Genomic DNA, 16,131 nt, shown 5'->3' on the forward strand with positions numbered 1-16,131 from the left:
TGCTTTTTTATTTGGTGATATATTGTGTATCCTCATGGCTGAGGTAATTCGTGGCAAGCTCCCGCATCTAAGGAAAGAACTGGTGGAATTGTTCCATAGTTTAAGTAGAGCTTAATCCACCTTTAGAATTCAGGAGCTCATTGATACGCTTTCTCTGACTCTTATTTGCAAGCACATAAAGTGTATCGTTTGCTTTGATGATCGTGTCTCCCATTGGAGTGATCAGTTCATTGTTTCTGATAACCGCAGAAATCAATGTCTTCTCAGGGAGATTGATGTCCTTAATCGCCTTGTTTGTAATATAGGCATCGTCGTTTATGAGAATTTCAAGCATTTCATTGTTTGTCTTTCCGATCGAAACGAGTTCTATGCTGTGAGCGATTGGCGGTTTTTCTTCTCCGGCCAGCTTCAGATAGTTGGCTAACGGTGAAATCGTCGTTCCTTGAATCAGGGCTGATAGGAGGACAACGAAAAACACGACGTTGAAGATGACTTCACTGTTTTCAATATTAGCCACCATCGGATACGTTGCCAATACGATTGGGACCGCGCCCTTCAAACCTGCCCACGAGATGAAGAATTTTTCTTTCATCGTGAAGTTCTTGGCAAGTGCAAGACTTAAATAGACTCCAAGCGGCCTCGCTACAACAATCAATAGAATCGACAGCACAATCCCTTGCCATGCAATGCTCGGAAGATGCTGGGGGAAAACCAATAAACCCAGGAGGATGAACATGACGATTTGCATCATCCACGCAAACCCTTCATTAAAACGCACGATGGAATGTCGATAGGTCAATTCCTGATTTCCGACTACGATTGCCATGATATAAACGGCCAATAGACCGCTCGCTTCCAATATGCTCGTAATGGCGTACGTGAAGATAGCCAGCGAAATGGACAGAACCGGGTATAATCCGGATGAATCAAGGTTAATACGGTTAATGATCCATACAGATGCCCATCCAAACGCCAGCCCAAGCACCAACCCCATACCCATTTGCCAAAAAAAGCTTAAAATCAAGGTAGCAGGATTTAATCCTGGAAATTGGATCAATTGTAAAAAAGCTACCGTTAAAAAAATGGCCATCGGGTCGTTACTGCCTGATTCAGCTTCCAGTGTGGAAGAAATTTTCGGTTTGATGTTTTTGTTGCCTAAAACGGAGAAAACCGCTGCAGCGTCCGTTGAACCAACGATCGCCCCAAATAACATCCCTTCCAGCCAACTAACATCCAGAATGAATTTGGCAGCCACCCCAATCGATAGTGTCGTCACAATGACTCCAATGGTTGCGAGTGATAATGAAGGTTTATAGACACTTTTCACGTTGCTCCATTTTGTCTGAAGTCCACCTTCAAACAAAATGATAATCAAGGCAAGTGTTCCGATGAATTGTGTCATTGGAGCATTATCGAAGAAGAAATATGTATTCAAGACCATACCTACGATGATAAATAAAATAAGTGAGGGGACGCCTAATCTGGTGGAGAACTTGGCGGTTATGACACCGACTAAAAGCAAGAGGCCAAGCAGTAATGTCAAATTATCAATGGTGATTTCCATTATATCGCCTCTTATTCATGAAGATTATACTCTTTTATTATATTATATTGTGAATACTGTAACAATTAAAATGCCTCTTCTCTCTTCTATTCAGCAATAATATTCCCATCAGTCGTTTAGCAATACCTTTTCCTCTTATATTGGGATGCTTGCTCCTGTAAACAAAAAAGACTCCGTGAATTTTCACAGAGTCTGATAAATCTCTTTTATTTTTTCATGACACCTTTTAGAACAAAGGCGACGTTGGCCGGTCTTTCAGCCAGTCTTCTCATGAAGTATCCATACCAGTCAGTACCGTACGGAACGTATACGCGCATTTTGTAGCCTTCTTTGACCAGTTCATGCTGGCGTTCCACACGGATACCAAAAAGCATTTGAAACTCGAATTGATCACGTGGAATATTATACTCCTCCACGAGTCTCTTCGTATATTCGATCATCTCATCATCGTGTGTGGCAATGGCTGTATAATTGCCGTTCAACAGATGAGTTTTAATAATTTTTTTGAAATTATCGTCTACATCCTTCTTTTCAGGAAACGCAACTTCAGGTGACTCTTTATAGGCCCCTTTTACTAGACGCAGATTGGGGGAATACGCATTCAGATCATCCATATCCTTTTCTGTTCTATATAAATAGGCTTGTATGACCGTGCCGATATTATCGTACTCGGACTTTAACCGCTTGAAGATATCAATGGTCTTTCCACAGCGGGAATAGTCCTCCATATCGATGGTCACGAATACATTTTGTTTGGTTGCTTCATCAAGAATCAACCTCATATTCTTCATGACAACCTCTTCGGAAATATCCAGCCCCATTGATGTCATCTTTAGGGATAGTTGAGATTTCAGGTTTTCTCTCCCGATTGCACGAACAGCCTCTACACATTCAAGGGCCATTTCGTTTGCTTCTCGCTCATTGTCCACAAACTCTCCTAAATAGTCGATCGTTACAACAAGATTCTGACTATTCAGTTCACGAATGACCTCAACTGCCTGCAGAATCGAAGACCCTGCAACGAATCGGCTGGCTCCAAAACGCAGGCCATATTTCTTAGCGAGCTTCGTCATCGGTTTATTTTTTGAAAGGAATAAAAAGAAATTACGCATTGCTTGCTCCATGTTGCTTACCCCCTGAAAAAACATATATATCATACTATGAAAACGTTTTCTTCATTGCTAAAAAAGAAAAAGTTCATACCATTATATACTTAGCAATATTTTATCACCTTTTATACGTTTTGAATATACTTTCAATATTTTCTTAGTAGAATATTATCGAAATTTGTAAATACGTGAATAATCATGCTGAGCATTAGGAAAAATAACCTTTGCCCTATGATTATAAAACTTTCTTAAGGGGTCGTATACAGGGTAATATTACCTATCGACCATACAAAGAAAGGAAATTAAAGGAATGAAAAGGAGGAAAAGAATATGCAACAACAACCTCAACAAGGAAGTCAGCCACAAGCCTATACAGAACCACCACAAATGCTTACAACGAAGGACTCTTTATATTTAAATGACATGCTTGCATGGAATCTTAATGCCATGAAGAAGTGCCATTTTGCAGCAGCTCACTGTCAGGATACTGAGATTAAAGCTGAGCTGGATAAGTGCGGGCAGATGCATCAGCGTCACTATCAACAACTATTGGCACATTTAAATACGACTAACCAAAACATGATGTAGAAAGGAGTACGATTACATGAATCAACAAAATCAACAAAAAATCCAAAATCCACAGACTCAAGTACCGGCTACACCTCAGATGAATGATCGTGACTTCATCACCGATGTCCTGTCTCAGGAGAAATACATGACTGCTTCTTACTGTACAGCACTTAACGAAGCGAGTCATCAAGCGCTATATCAAGACCTGCTCACGATTTTTAATGAAACTCAAAATGCTCAACGCGAGCTATACAATGAAATGTTCCGCAAAGGCTGGTACAAGCTTGAGACTGCCGACAGCCAAAAGATTCAACAATCCTATCAGCAGCACCAGCAGTACTCTTCTCAATTTCCTTATGGATATGGCGGTCAAGTTCAATAATTGGTGGCAGACTCGGGTCTGCCTCTTTTTATTGTGAATTGCATGCGGGGTGAAGCTGGTATGGGCTGCGAGTTTATGGCTCTCGGGATAAGGTGGGCATTTTTGCCCGAATTGAAAATAAAAGTTGGGATTTGAAAATAATATCGGAAATTTGAAAATAAATGTAGCTAATTTGAAAATAAAATTTGAAAGTCGATAATAAATAGTGCTAAGTCGATAATATAATCCTAAAGTCGATAATAAATAGGCCGAAGTCGATAATATATCCCATAAACCCGGTTAAAATCTCTCTCTGCCTCCCCACTCCAGATAAAATCCAATAAAAAAAGCACCCTCTCAATCAAATAAGGGCACTTTTTACATTAAACTGCTTACTCTTCATTCTTTTTCCCATTCATTTCCGCGCGATGAGCTTCATTCATCTCTTTGATCTCTCCAACGATTCGTTTCATCTCATCTTTTCCATCGGGATATAAAGAATTCCAATGTTTCACGAGGGCAGGCATGTTTTTCGCGATGAATGAATAAAGAGCATAGCGGCTGACCATTTCTTTTTTTTCCGAATCGATCTCACCTACTAATAGCTCAGTGTACTTATCTATCAATGCATCAAATTGTTCCGGAAAGTCTTTCATTATCTTAAACCTCCTTGTGAATATTGAGCTATGTCCTTTTCACTCGACAGGTTTGCGGACATGTTTTACAACGATACTGCTCCCCGTTTTCCAATCTATAGGAAAAGCAGCATGTTTTACGAACACGGACCTTTTCCGTTACACCTTCTACATTTACTTTACCACTATAATAACGGGCCAGTGGATTTCTGTGATAACGACCGAACCATTGGCTGTTTTCGTCCAAAAGCAACTGATGGAATTGTTCATCCCTCTGCTTTTTCATTCCTTCACTTAAAAGGAAGTCATCATTCTCATATATCCAGAAAACATATACAGCGATGTTTTCCCACAATATAAGGTTAGATAGCTTTGTCGTTTTCTTTAACGACTGAATCACTTTATCAAGATGCTCCGCAAAAATCGACTGAATAAATGCCTCTTTTTCCTCATGAGAAGTAAATTGAGTAACGGATGCGTCTTTTATATAAAACTGGGGCATCCACAAACCATTCTTGTCTCCATCTAAAAGAATAAGGTTTTCCGGTTTAAGGTTTAATTTCTTATTCCAATATGTCATCGCCATCAATCCCATAGCCGCTATGAATGCATAGCGTTTCATGAACAGGGAAGCCGCTACTTTGAGATCATCCGTTCTAATTGATGCAGCCCGGTCAGAGAGGTAAGAATTCATCCCTTGCTCATCTAAAAATGAGCTTGCTTCTTCCCCTTTAAAGGCAGGTGACCACTCCTTATGAAAACGATACTTCTCAAGGATCACCCACTGTTCTTGGGTCAGGGCATTCATCCCGTCTCACCCACGGCATTCAGAATGCAACGGCCTTTACCGAATGGGATGCAAAGCGGGGTTCCGAACAAAGGATCTCGGGATACCTGACAATCCATATCAAATACATTCTTCACCAGCTCACAGCTAATCACATCTTCAGGCTTCCCTTGGGCATAAATTTGCTTATCGCGGATGGCGACAATATTATGGGCATAGCGACAGGCCAAGTTAAGATCGTGCAGGACCATAACGATGGTTCGCTGCTCTTTCTCGTTGAGTTCGAATAATAAATCGAGAATTTCAATCTGATGGGTCATATCGAGATAGGTAGTCGGTTCATCCAACAGAATGATGTCTGTGTCTTGGGCTAATGTCAACGCAATCCAGGCACGCTGTCTCTGTCCCCCTGAAAGTTCATCCACTTTACGGTGCTGAAGCTCTTCCATCTTCGTTGCCTTCAGTGCATCCTGGACAATTTCTTCATCCTTATGGGACCATTGCTTGAGCCAGGTTTGGTGAGGGTAACGACCTTGCTTTACCAGCTGCAGGACGGTCAATCCTTCAGGAGCGGTTGGCGATTGAGGAAGAATGGCCATTTTTCGAGCGACTTCTTTCGTTGATAAACGAGAGATTGCTTCCCCATCTAACAGAACCGATCCTTGTTTCGGCTTAAGCAATCTGGCAATTGAACGAAGAAGAGTGGATTTACCGCAGCCGTTTCCACCGATAAAGACTGAAATCTCCCCTTTTGGAATGTCAATATTCAGTTCATCAATAATCGTTCGTTCCCCGTAAGATAGAGTTAAATCCTTCGTTTGTAAAATGTCACTCATTTATGGCCAACTCCTTTAAGAATTTCTTGTTTTAAATAATAGATAGATAAAATAAGGTGCTCCGATCGCTGCTGTAAATACTCCCGCAGGAACTTCCAAGGGCAGAAATAATGTTCGGCCGATCAAATCTGCCACCATCACGAGGATACCACCGATAAAGGCAGCAGTCGGAAGTAACGCACCGAAAGATGATCCAACCATCCTTCTTGCCATATGGGGAGCCATCAGGCCTACAAAGCCTATTCCCCCTGCAAATGCAACGGCTCCACCAACTAAAGCCGTTGACATCAATAGGAGTAAAAAGCGTTGTCGCTGAACGTTCCCTCCAACACTTGTAGCGATTTCTTCCCCAAGTTCCTGGATATTCAATTGACGGGTTATAAAGAAGCTTAACAGAATAAAGACCAGGCTCCACGGAAGCAGGATCCATACGTCCTGCCAATCCGATCCGTTGACGGTACCTGTAATCCAAATGTTTGCCTGACTTGCTCTATAAATGGGTCCAAGGATCATAAGCAAAGTAGTCAATGCTTGTGTCAGAGCTGAAATCCCGATTCCGATCAATACGAGCCTGACAGGGGATACACCTTTTCTCCAAGCCAAAAAATAGACTAAAAAGGCAATGACTGCTGCCCCTATAAATGCGGCAACAGGAAGCCACTTAATGCTGATCATCAAAGTATTATCATCGTTGCTGAAAACGGTCAGAAAAGCGACGACAGCTGCTCCTGCCCCTCCGGTTATCCCGATAATGTCGGGAGATGCCAAAGGGTTTCGGATCATCCCCTGTAAAATCCCCCCTGCCACGGCCAATGCCATCCCGGCCAGCAGGGCAATGATGATTCTTGGAAGTCGAAAAGAAGTAACAACAAGCTGTTCTAAACTTGTTCCGCCTCCAAAGAAGACGCTTACGACCTTCCAGGGTGCTATTTTCAAGTCGCCTATTCCTGTACTCATAATAAGGACCAGTAAAGTGATGACACCTAATATCATAATTTTTTTCATCGCTGATAAATCAACGAGCATAGAAACCCGGTCCTCGAGCCAACGTTTTCCTATAAATCTATTCATCGGTTAAAACCCCTTCCTTGCAACGTACACGAAGAACGGTGCACCAATAATGGCTGTCATAACACCAACCGGCACCTCTTGGGGCATGATGATGTAACGGGCTCCAATATCAGCAGCCAATAGTAAAATCGCTCCAAGTAATCCTGAGTAAGGAATCAACCAGCGATGATCTACACCAATGATTTTTCTGGCAAGATGGGGGATGACAATTCCGATAAAGCCTATCGGACCGGCAACGGCTACTGAGCCTCCAGCTAACAGTACGACAACAAGTAATGCGATAAATTTAATCAAGGCTGTTTTAAGCCCCAACCCTTTGGCAACATCTTCTCCCATGGCAAGTATATTCATTTTTCCTGCCAACATGAGTGCAAGGACCCAGCCTGCCACGATATAAGGAAATACTCCGGATAAAATGTCGAGGCTCCTTCCTTGAACAGATCCTGCAAGCCAGAACAAAACCTGCTCCAATGCTGCTTCATTCAATACAAGCAAACCCTGTGTAAACGAAGAGAACATTGCCGTTATGGCAGCCCCTGCTAACGTCAGCTTCATGGGGGTCAAGCCGTTATTCCCGACTGAGCTGATGACGTACACACCGACAGCCGCTAAACCAGCTCCTAAAAACGCCAGCCACGTAAAGGATTGAAGATTGGTTACACCAAATAACGTAACCGCCACTACCACCATAAAGGCACCGCCCGCATTGATCCCAAAGATACCGGGTGAAGCCAATGGATTTTTTGTTAAAGTTTGCATAAGAACTCCTGCAATGGCGAGGGAGGCCCCCACCGCGGCAGCAATAAGTGCCCGCGGTAATCGGATGGTCTGAAGCACGATATGTTCAGTTGATCCATTAGGGTTGGTAAACGCTTCAAGAGCTATTCTCCACGACGTATCCGTATACCCATATACAACGCTGATTCCTATACACACTATGAGAAAAAGAATGGTTCCTATAAACAGAAGAAATTGCTTTTGAATTTTCATTATGTGTTAACCTCTCTATCCCTTATTGAAATCAATAAGGGAAGGAAAATCTAATTTCACGTTCTTAACTTTCACTACTATTTTAAAGAAGAATGGAACAACCGTCAATGACTTTGAAAATCATTATCATTTAGATATTGACAATGAAAACCTTCTCAACTAATATAAAAGGTGTAAATGATAATCATTATCAATATCAAAATATTTTCAGGAGGAATTATACATATGAAGTTAAGAAATTTAGTATCTTTATTGCTTTTCGCTTCTCTTCTATTTTTAGCTGCTTGCGGTAATAAAGAAGAAAAAGAAGGTTCTACAGGGAACGATGATAAAAAAGAAGAAACCTATACAGTGGAACACGCAATGGGTACGACTGAAATCGAAGGAACACCTAAGAAGGTCGTGATCCTTACGAATGAAGGAACAGAGGCTCTTCTTTCTTTAGGCGTGACACCGGTTGGTGCCGTACAATCCTGGACAGGTGATCCTTGGTACGATCATATTGCAAAAGACATGAAAGATGTTGAAGTAGTCGGAACTGAAAGCGAATTAAACATGGAGGCTATTGCAAAACTTCAACCGGACCTGATTATCGGGAACAAAATGCGTCAAGAAGAACAATACAATCAGCTGAAAGACATCGCTCCAACTGTAATGGCGGAAACACTTCGCGGTAACTGGAAAGAGAACTTTGAATTATACTCCAAAGCAGTAAACAAAGAAGAAAAAGGTCAAGAAGTATTGGCCGAGTATGACCAGCGAATCGAAGATCTAAAAGGGAAGCTTGGGGATAAACTAAACCAGGAAGTTTCCATGGTCCGCTTTTTAGCAGGTGACGTACGTATCTACCATAAAGATTCATTCTCAGGTGTGATCCTGGATCAATTAGGATTTGCCCGTCCTGAAGGGCAGGATGTAGACGACTTTGCTGAAAAAGGTGTGACGAAAGAGCGCATCCCGGCAATGGATGGAGATGTGTTATTCTACTTCACATATGAAACGGGTGATGGGGAAGCGAACAAGCTTGCTGAAGAGTGGCTGAACGATCCCCTATTCCAAAACCTTGAAGTAGCAAAGCAAGATAAAGTGTATGAAGTAAGCGATGCTATTTGGAACACTGCAGGTGGCGTTATGGCAGCAAATGCGATGCTTGATGATATCGAGAAGTTTTTCTTGGAACAGGAATAACGACATGAGACTGGAAAAGGGACTCCCTTTTCCAGTCTTTTTTTAATTCAGCCCCAACCTGGATTGACCCACCTCAAACGGACCCCTTTTTTTTTTCAAGCATACCTTAACGTTTTTTTCCACATACCCCATCCTTTTTCATAATTCTCCTATTTTCGGAAACACTACAGGATAGACCATACATCGAACATGAGGGATTAGTATGTTTCCATTCTTTAAGAACAAGAAAAACACCGATAAGACGAAGAAAAAACAGACATATGAAAACTTTAAGCAGGAAGCTGAGAAATCGGCTGACTATAAACAAGCCTTTTACCAAAACCCTCATACAGGGGTCAAATTCAGTTTGCACTTCATCACTACACTCATCGATGGGAAGATTCTGCAGGAGGACGTCCTCCCCTCTTTGCTTTCAAAAGATTTTCACTCCTTTGATGATCTAAAAACGCTGGTTCCAGTATTGGATATTCAAATCTCAAAAGATGAAGCGGATATCGAACAGAAACTATTTAATGGATATACCTTATTAACGATGGATGCCTCCAACCGGAAATTCGCCTTCATCGCTACGAAAAATGAAATGGGAAGAAAGGTTTCCCAACCAGAAGTGGAATTCAGTGTGGTTGGTCCTAAAGAGGCCTTTGTTGAATCCCTAAGTGACAACCTTAATCTGCTTCGGAAACGTCTTCCGATTAAAGAGCTGATAGTCGAAGAATTTAATGTAGGGAAATTGACTCACACGAGACTCGCCCTTGTTTATCTTGATGGTTTAGTGGATGAAGCCAATGTGAATACGGTTCGTCAGCGTTTACATGGATTGGACTTTGATCAAATTATGGATAGTTCATTCATTGAACAGCTCATTGCCGATAATAGCTATTCCCCCTTCCCACAGCTATTGGATTCGGAACGCCCCGATCGTGTTGCTTCTGTACTGGTGGAGGGAAAAGTCGCAGTAATGGTGGATGGATCTCCTCATGCCCTTATTGGACCGACAACGCTCGTCGAGTTCTTTAATTCATATGAGGATTATTTCTTGAATTTCTCGATTGCTTCATTCCTCCGCCTCGTACGTGTGTTTGCGGTAGCATTTTCGATTTTGATCACACCGATTTACGTTGCGGCATTGACGTATCATTATGAACTCATTCCAAAAGATTTAATGGCGACTCTTATTACCTCAAGACAGGAAATACCTTTGCCTCCCATATTAGAGGCATTATTTCTTGAATTAACAATCGAATTATTGCGCGAAGCAGGAGCCCGCCTGCCGACGAAGGTCGGTCAAACCATCGGTATCGTGGGGGGGATCGTAATAGGGACCGCATCCGTTGAGGCCGGAATTACGAGTAACGTACTGCTCATATTAGTGGCCCTTGCTGCCCTTGCTTCCTTTACGACTCCCGTTTACCGCATGGGTAATACAATCCGCCTGCTTCGATTTCCATTTTTGTTGTTTGCACAACTTTGGGGGTTATTAGGAATCGTTTTCTGCTTCTGCCTGCTTATGGGACATCTCTTACAATTAACCTCCTTGGGGAGACCGTTCTTGGAACCGCTCTTCCCACCTAGAATGAAGGATTTTAAAGACGCTCTGATCCGCTTTCCCTTTAACAAGCAATCAGATCGTCCGGAGTATTTAAGAACAAAGAAACCTAACCGGTTCCGCGCATCTGAAGGAAAGAGAAAGCTAGATATCGATGAATGAAGGTAGGAGGTGATCAGATGCAACCGATTCCAGATAGAAGAAAAATATCCCCTTTCCTTGTGTTCTTTCTCATTCATTCAATGCAGGTGGGAGCAGGAGTTCTTGGATTTCAACGGGTCATTTCTAAGAATGCCGGATATGACGGATGGATTTCCGTCATACTTGCCGGCCTTTTCACTCACATTATCATATTTTTAATGTATCTTATTTTAGAGAAATCTGATGGTGATCTTGTATCTGCCCATACACTTGCCTTTGGAAAATGGATAGGGAATCTATTTAATTTCATTTTTGTCATCTATTTCAGTTTGCTTGTGATCACCATTATGAGAACATACATCGAGGTACTGCAAGTATGGATGTATCCAAGATTAAGTACCTTTATCTTTTCATTGATATTTCTCATCTTGGTTTACTATATAGTAAAAGGCGGCGTCAGAACGATAACGGGGACGGCCTTTTTCGGAACGGTTCTCCCCAGTTACTTACTTTTAACTTTCGGATTTACATTTCAATACGCAGATTTTCGAAATATCTTGCCCGTATTTGATCATTCAGTGAAAGATTTGCTCATTTCCACTAAAAATATGTCCCTCACATATTTAGGTTATGAGTCCATTTTAATGCTCTATCCATTTGTTAAAAATGCAAAAAAATCTCAGAAATATGCTCACTGGGGATTATTGCTCACAACGACCATCTATACGTTTATAGCACTCATTTCATTTGCATTTTTTAGTCAAAAACAATTGGAGAAAACCGTATGGGCAACCCTCTCCATGTGGAAAATCGTAGAGATGCCTTTTGTTGAACGCTTTGAATACATCGGGATTGCCAACTGGTGCCTCGTTATTCTTCCAAATGTATGTATCTCGATCTGGTGTGCAAGCAGGATCTTGAAACGAATGACACCTATGAAACATAAGCATACATTACTCATCATCTGTCTTATCTGTGTATCAGCACTGTCCTTTTTTACAGATAGAAAAGAAGTGAATTTATTAAATGATATGTCGAACAAGATTGGATTTTATATTAACTATTTCTATATTCCCTCATTATTGGTCTTTGTCATCATCATGAAGAAAGTGAGGCATAAACAGCAGTGAAACCCCTAAAACTAATTGGCTATATCCTCATTTGTTTGGTGTTCATGACAGGTTGCGTTGAAAGGGAAATCCTTGATGATTTATATATCGAAACGGGGAAGGCCTACGACCACGCCGGCGAAAATAAAATAAGAGGTACCGCCCTCTTTCCCATTTATCTAGCGGATAAATCCATCCAAAACGGAACCCTATCTGCAGAGGCTTCATCCACCAGAGAGGTCCTGGAAAAATTAGAGAGGAGAGCTCAACAGCCGCTTGTAAGAGGAAGCTTGGATGTTGTGCTGATCGGGGAGGAACTGGCCCGGAAAGGAATCATAGATATTGGTGATTCCCTGCAAAGAGATGCCAGTGTGGGAGCAAGAGTCTATATTACGGTTACCGAGGGAAATGCAGGTGAACTAATCAAAGGAAATTACGGATTAAGAGGAAATGGTACGTACCTTTCCAATCTGATTCACCATAATATCACCCGCAGAGAATTACCGGAGACCAATCTTCATTTATTTTTATTCGACTACTTTCAAGATGGACAAACACCGTATCTGCCCGTTTTAAAGCAGCTCTCGAATGAAAGTGTGGCGATTACAGGTGTCGCCCTCTTCGATAAAGATAAAATGGTCAAGAAAATCCCTGCTAAGGATATGTTTTTCTTTAAATTATTAGTGGATAAGCTGGCAGAGGGAAGCCATGTGATTAAAATGGGAAAAATGCAAGGGCATGCAGAGAAAATCGTTGAGGCTTCTGTTACGAGCCTGATTTCAAAGCACAAGTTAATAGTGAAACACAAAGCAGATCCAGTGGAAGTGACTATGAAGATCAAGATCAAAGGAATAGTCAGGGAATACACAGGGAAAAAATTGACCCCCGATAAAGTAGTGGAAGTTGAGAAAAAAATGAAAAAGGATATTGAAGAAAATTGTTTAGCCATGCTCAAAGAATTTCAGGAATTAGGCATCGATCCTGTCGGCATCGGGCAAAATCAAAAACACGGGGTTCGCGGATTTGATATTAAAGAGTGGAAAGAAAGCATTTATCCGCGAGTGAAATTCAATGTAGACGCAAAGGTTCAGATTTTAGAAGCAGGTACGGTGGAATAGCATCAATAAAGAAAGGCTCCTTTTGTGAGGAGCCTTTCTACTTTATTTCAGTTGGATAACACGTTTACTTTCCGCGCTCTCTTTACATGCTTCAATCAATTTGATCACGTGAAGAGCATCTTCAGGTTTTACCGGTAGAGGTTTGTTTTCTCTTAATGCCATATAAACCCCTTTATAGTATTGTGTGTAATCTCCCTTTTCAGAAGGAATCACTTCCGAGGTCACTTCCTCACCGGATAGGGTTGTCAATGCACCCCAGTTTTCTTCATCTTCCATTCCCCACTCTTCGCCGAGAGGGTTTCCCCCTGCTTTCAAGTCATCCTCCTGACGATCCATTCCGTGCTTCACATAGCTGCCCTGTAATCCATGAACTTGATAACGAGGTCCTGGATCCAGGACGATCGAACGTGAATACAATTGCACTCTCAGTACGTCATATCCGAGCGTAATATGGAAGTAGTCTTCAGCTTTCTCCGGGTCCCTTTGCGGGAACACATCTGCCTGCACCCATTGTGGTGCTCCAAACAGAGTAAGTGCCTGATCGAGGAGGTGTGATCCCAAATCATATAACACACCCGCCCCCTCGATTTTATTTTCTTTCCAACGGTCTTTAATGGCCGGTCGGAAACGGTCGAAGTGGGCTTCATATGTATAGACTTGTCCTAAAGCATTTTCTTCAAGTAATTTTCGGATGGTTAAAAAGTCGGCATCCCAACGGCGGTTATGGAAGACAGAAAGATGCAAGCCCCTCTCCTTCGCTAAAGCAAGAAGCTCTTCCCCTTCTTCACTATTCGTCACAAATGGCTTCTCTACCACTACATGTTTATCCGCAAGTAAAGCCTGCTTAATCATGGAATAGTGAAGATGGTTTGGGGTTGTAATCACGACTAATTCAATGTCTTGTTGAAGTAAATCAGCAAGGGATGAAACCACAGTCGCACCCTGAATATCCTTCAGCACTTTCTCTTCATCCGAAGAAAGCACCGCTTCGATATGAAACTCCTCCATATGAGAAAGTAACGGGCGGTGAAAGCTTTGTCCGGAAAAACCGTATCCTACTAATCCAACTTTGATCGGTTGCATAATGTCACCTTTTTCTTTCAAAATGTATTCCCATATTATCATGTACAAGTTCAGACGAAAAATGATTCGTTTTACAATTGATTATTTGTTTGTATAAAATAATGTAGAAAGGGAGGTTAACAACATGCAAGCAATCAAAAACAAAGAAACCTTTGAAGATTTAATCACTTCTGCGGAGCCGGTGATCGTAAAATTCCACGCGGACTGGTGCCCTGACTGCCGTCGTATGGATATGTTCATTGATGAGATCATGGAAGAGTTCGATCAATATAAATGGTACGACATCAATAAAGACGAATTTCCTGAAATCGCAGAAAAATATGATGTCATGGGCATCCCAAGCCTGCTTGTCTACAAAAACGGCGAAAAAATCGCTCACCTGCACAGCGCCAACGCCAAAACACCAGAACAGGTAACAGAATTCCTGAGTGCACTATAACCCAGAGGTCCGTCCCCATTATGCATAATGGGGACGGACCTTGTTTTTAAACCCCTTCAGATGAATATCCCTCAAATAATCAATAGATGTTTCCTTTTCCATCTACATAAACTGTTTGAATGATCGTTCTCTGATATTGGTTCCCCCCCTGTGTTTCCCCTTCTATATCGATGGTGATGTTATGGACTCCTTCTTCAAATTCAGCAAGGGGCAGAGAAGATAGATTTTCCGTTGTAATGAGGGTAGTTGTTTTTTTATTTCCGCTGTTCGTTGGAATATGATGAATCGTATAGGTTATCTTCACAGGTTTGTCGTGTATATTCCATGAACCCATTAAAGGTTCTCCATCACTCGCGAACTGATCCCCTTTCTTACTGACTCCTTTTTGAAACAGAATGGTCAGCATGTATTTTTCGCTATGACTATTATGCGCCCTCATCTCCCACTGTCCCAATAGCGGCTTTGAAATGATGATGGAATGATGATAAGCGCCAGGGAAAAAACCAGTCGCATCTTCAGTAACCATGAACTGTTTATACACTTGCCCGTTTGGACTAATGAGCTCATAGCTCGAACCCTGTTGATCGCTGATCCAGTCCACAGAGATTTTCTCTACCCCTTCCTCCACTGAAAACTTCTCCACTCCAACACCCATAAACACCCCGCCTCTATGGAGGACCGATATTTCTTCATCCTTTGCAAGCTCGCTCACAGCAGCATAGGATATCTCTTGCACCTCTTCAGTCAACAGATCCTTCAAATAAGGGAAAATCTCCCCGCCTTCTTTTATTGTTGTATGGGACCAGTCTTGGACCCGCACCTCTTTCCCATAAGGAAGGCGTGAACTTGTTACAAGCACCGCTCCATCACTTTGCCCATATCGGCTTAAGTATAACCCGCCCCAAAACAGTTCAGAATTCACCCCTCCCCATCCTGTACCACCGAACGTATAGAATGGGATGGCTTTTGCACGTTCAAGTTCATCCGTCTCTGAACGGAAAGATTTCATATATCCCGTTTGCAATGAAAACACGGCATTATTTTTACTTTTTAACGCATCGGTCAACCAGCCGGCCCATTTACTATAGGCAAGGTCTGCAAGTTCTGATCCATGATGAGGGGATGAAAGAGTGATGACCCTCTCCACATATGGTCCTGCACCATAATGAACCAATGCGGTTTGAACATCGATCCCTCCTTTACTATGCCCTACAACCACTACCTTCCTCTTAAAATAGCCGTAAATCTCACGAAGCTTTTCTCCTAAAAGCTGCCCATTCTTCCACATGTCTTCGTCTGGATACAAATCAATGAAAGCTGCTTGATGCCCATATTTCCGTGTGAATTCCTGTAGATCATTTTCTCGTATCCACGTGTCTGATGAGGCATGAATTCCATGAATAAATAAAATCGGATAGCCCTCCGACCCTTCCGCCATTTCATCCACAAACCACCTGCCCGGTATTCCCGACGAATTCTTCATCCCATTCATTTTCTCATGCAATGCCTTTACCTCCCTTTAGTTATCCTTCTATCTTCATTATGATTTAGAAGAATCAAAATATCAGTAGTAATGTTAAATAT

The 16,131-nt window shown here is 42.0% G+C and carries 16 protein-coding genes; 7 read left to right on the forward strand and 9 right to left on the reverse strand.

Annotated features, from left to right (window positions below; all coding sequences use genetic code 11):
* Nucleotides 1–100: 100 nt before the first annotated feature.
* On the reverse strand, nucleotides 101–1,564 hold the full coding sequence (locus TV75_RS07855; protein WP_044338186.1) for a potassium/proton antiporter: 1,464 nt from the start codon (nucleotides 1,562–1,564) through the stop codon (nucleotides 101–103).
* Nucleotides 1,565–1,770: 206 nt separating this feature from the next.
* Complete coding sequence (locus TV75_RS07860) at nucleotides 1,771–2,688, reverse strand: proline dehydrogenase family protein (RefSeq protein WP_044338187.1); 918 nt, start codon at nucleotides 2,686–2,688, stop codon at nucleotides 1,771–1,773.
* A 315-nt stretch (nucleotides 2,689–3,003) separates the two neighbouring features.
* Here TV75_RS07860 and TV75_RS07865 point away from each other — a divergent pair, with 315 nt between their 5' ends.
* Both TV75_RS07865 and TV75_RS07870 read left to right on the forward strand, forming a co-directional pair.
* On the forward strand, nucleotides 3,004–3,261 hold the full coding sequence (locus TV75_RS07865; protein ID WP_044338188.1) for a hypothetical protein: 258 nt from the start codon (nucleotides 3,004–3,006) through the stop codon (nucleotides 3,259–3,261).
* A gap of 16 nt (nucleotides 3,262–3,277) precedes the next feature.
* Nucleotides 3,278–3,625, forward strand: coding sequence for a spore coat protein (locus TV75_RS07870; protein ID WP_044338189.1), 348 nt, complete (start codon nucleotides 3,278–3,280; stop codon nucleotides 3,623–3,625).
* A 371-nt stretch (nucleotides 3,626–3,996) separates the two neighbouring features.
* On the opposite strand, the gene TV75_RS07875 is transcribed toward TV75_RS07870, so the two are convergent.
* From TV75_RS07875 to TV75_RS07895, 5 genes are read right to left on the reverse strand one after another with little or no spacing between them, the layout of a single operon-like run.
* Nucleotides 3,997–4,263 carry a DUF2573 family protein gene (locus TV75_RS07875; RefSeq protein WP_044338190.1) on the reverse strand — a complete coding sequence of 89 codons (267 nt, stop codon included), beginning with the start codon at nucleotides 4,261–4,263 and terminating at the stop codon, nucleotides 3,997–3,999.
* A 25-nt stretch (nucleotides 4,264–4,288) separates the two neighbouring features.
* The gene (gene fhuF, locus TV75_RS07880) at nucleotides 4,289–5,047 is read right to left on the reverse strand and encodes a siderophore-iron reductase FhuF (protein WP_044338192.1); all 759 of its coding nucleotides are present in this window, start codon (nucleotides 5,045–5,047) and stop codon (nucleotides 4,289–4,291) included.
* On the reverse strand, nucleotides 5,044–5,862 hold the full coding sequence (locus TV75_RS07885; protein WP_044338193.1) for an ABC transporter ATP-binding protein: 819 nt from the start codon (nucleotides 5,860–5,862) through the stop codon (nucleotides 5,044–5,046). The genes fhuF and TV75_RS07885 overlap by 4 nt, the downstream gene beginning before the upstream one ends.
* Before the next feature lie 15 nt (nucleotides 5,863–5,877).
* Nucleotides 5,878–6,933 (reverse strand): FecCD family ABC transporter permease, encoded by a 1,056-nt coding sequence (locus tag TV75_RS07890; protein ID WP_044338194.1) that lies wholly within the window; start codon nucleotides 6,931–6,933, stop codon nucleotides 5,878–5,880.
* 3 nt (nucleotides 6,934–6,936) lie between these two features.
* On the reverse strand, nucleotides 6,937–7,923 hold the full coding sequence (locus tag TV75_RS07895) for a FecCD family ABC transporter permease (RefSeq protein WP_044338195.1): 987 nt from the start codon (nucleotides 7,921–7,923) through the stop codon (nucleotides 6,937–6,939).
* Between the two features lie 225 nt (nucleotides 7,924–8,148).
* Here TV75_RS07895 and TV75_RS07900 point away from each other — a divergent pair, with 225 nt between their 5' ends.
* The 4 genes from TV75_RS07900 to TV75_RS07915 all read left to right on the forward strand — a co-directional run bounded on the left by TV75_RS07900 (nucleotide 8,149) and on the right by TV75_RS07915 (nucleotide 13,025).
* Nucleotides 8,149–9,111 carry an ABC transporter substrate-binding protein gene (locus tag TV75_RS07900; RefSeq protein WP_044338196.1) on the forward strand — a complete coding sequence of 321 codons (963 nt, stop codon included), beginning with the start codon at nucleotides 8,149–8,151 and terminating at the stop codon, nucleotides 9,109–9,111.
* Nucleotides 9,112–9,313: 202 nt separating this feature from the next.
* Complete coding sequence (locus TV75_RS07905; protein WP_044338197.1) at nucleotides 9,314–10,819, forward strand: spore germination protein; 1,506 nt, start codon at nucleotides 9,314–9,316, stop codon at nucleotides 10,817–10,819.
* A gap of 17 nt (nucleotides 10,820–10,836) precedes the next feature.
* Complete coding sequence (locus tag TV75_RS07910; protein ID WP_044338198.1) at nucleotides 10,837–11,928, forward strand: GerAB/ArcD/ProY family transporter; 1,092 nt, start codon at nucleotides 10,837–10,839, stop codon at nucleotides 11,926–11,928.
* Nucleotides 11,925–13,025 (forward strand): Ger(x)C family spore germination protein, encoded by a 1,101-nt coding sequence (locus tag TV75_RS07915; RefSeq protein ID WP_052504464.1) that lies wholly within the window; start codon nucleotides 11,925–11,927, stop codon nucleotides 13,023–13,025. The genes TV75_RS07910 and TV75_RS07915 overlap by 4 nt, the downstream gene beginning before the upstream one ends.
* 42 nt (nucleotides 13,026–13,067) lie before the next feature.
* Here TV75_RS07915 and TV75_RS07920 read toward each other — a convergent pair whose 3' ends face one another.
* Nucleotides 13,068–14,108, reverse strand: a complete 1,041-nt coding sequence (locus TV75_RS07920; RefSeq protein WP_044338485.1) for an oxidoreductase — start codon at nucleotides 14,106–14,108, stop codon at nucleotides 13,068–13,070.
* A 124-nt stretch (nucleotides 14,109–14,232) separates the two neighbouring features.
* On the opposite strand from TV75_RS07920, the gene TV75_RS07925 reads away from it, so the two are divergent.
* Nucleotides 14,233–14,547 carry a thioredoxin family protein gene (locus TV75_RS07925; protein WP_044338199.1) on the forward strand — a complete coding sequence of 105 codons (315 nt, stop codon included), beginning with the start codon at nucleotides 14,233–14,235 and terminating at the stop codon, nucleotides 14,545–14,547.
* A 79-nt stretch (nucleotides 14,548–14,626) separates the two neighbouring features.
* Here the strand turns inward: TV75_RS07925 and TV75_RS07930 are convergent, their stop codons facing one another.
* Nucleotides 14,627–16,051, reverse strand: a complete 1,425-nt coding sequence (locus TV75_RS07930) for an esterase/lipase family protein (protein ID WP_044338200.1) — start codon at nucleotides 16,049–16,051, stop codon at nucleotides 14,627–14,629.
* Between the last annotated feature and the right edge of the window lie 80 nt (nucleotides 16,052–16,131).

Source organism: Rossellomorea aquimaris (genome assembly GCF_000935355.1).
GTDB lineage: Bacteria > Bacillota > Bacilli > Bacillales > Bacillaceae_B > Rossellomorea > Rossellomorea aquimaris_B.

What these genes read in the sequence shown, in the direction of transcription:
- TV75_RS07895 (WP_044338195.1), bottom strand. Translation starts at nt 7,923, where the DNA reads ATGAAAATTCAAAAGCAATTTCTTCTGTTTATAGGAACCATTCTTTTT.
- TV75_RS07855 (WP_044338186.1), bottom strand. Translation starts at nt 1,564, where the DNA reads ATGGAAATCACCATTGATAATTTGACATTACTGCTTGGCCTCTTGCTT.
- TV75_RS07870 (WP_044338189.1), top strand. Translation starts at nt 3,278, where the DNA reads ATGAATCAACAAAATCAACAAAAAATCCAAAATCCACAGACTCAAGTA.
- TV75_RS07900 (WP_044338196.1), top strand. Translation starts at nt 8,149, where the DNA reads ATGAAGTTAAGAAATTTAGTATCTTTATTGCTTTTCGCTTCTCTTCTA.
- TV75_RS07865 (WP_044338188.1), top strand. Translation starts at nt 3,004, where the DNA reads ATGCAACAACAACCTCAACAAGGAAGTCAGCCACAAGCCTATACAGAA.
- TV75_RS07885 (WP_044338193.1), bottom strand. Translation starts at nt 5,862, where the DNA reads ATGAGTGACATTTTACAAACGAAGGATTTAACTCTATCTTACGGGGAA.
- fhuF (WP_044338192.1), bottom strand. Translation starts at nt 5,047, where the DNA reads ATGAATGCCCTGACCCAAGAACAGTGGGTGATCCTTGAGAAGTATCGT.
- TV75_RS07910 (WP_044338198.1), top strand. Translation starts at nt 10,837, where the DNA reads ATGCAACCGATTCCAGATAGAAGAAAAATATCCCCTTTCCTTGTGTTC.
- TV75_RS07925 (WP_044338199.1), top strand. Translation starts at nt 14,233, where the DNA reads ATGCAAGCAATCAAAAACAAAGAAACCTTTGAAGATTTAATCACTTCT.
- TV75_RS07860 (WP_044338187.1), bottom strand. Translation starts at nt 2,688, where the DNA reads ATGGAGCAAGCAATGCGTAATTTCTTTTTATTCCTTTCAAAAAATAAA.
- TV75_RS07905 (WP_044338197.1), top strand. Translation starts at nt 9,314, where the DNA reads ATGTTTCCATTCTTTAAGAACAAGAAAAACACCGATAAGACGAAGAAA.
- TV75_RS07920 (WP_044338485.1), bottom strand. Translation starts at nt 14,108, where the DNA reads ATGCAACCGATCAAAGTTGGATTAGTAGGATACGGTTTTTCCGGACAA.
- TV75_RS07890 (WP_044338194.1), bottom strand. Translation starts at nt 6,933, where the DNA reads ATGAATAGATTTATAGGAAAACGTTGGCTCGAGGACCGGGTTTCTATG.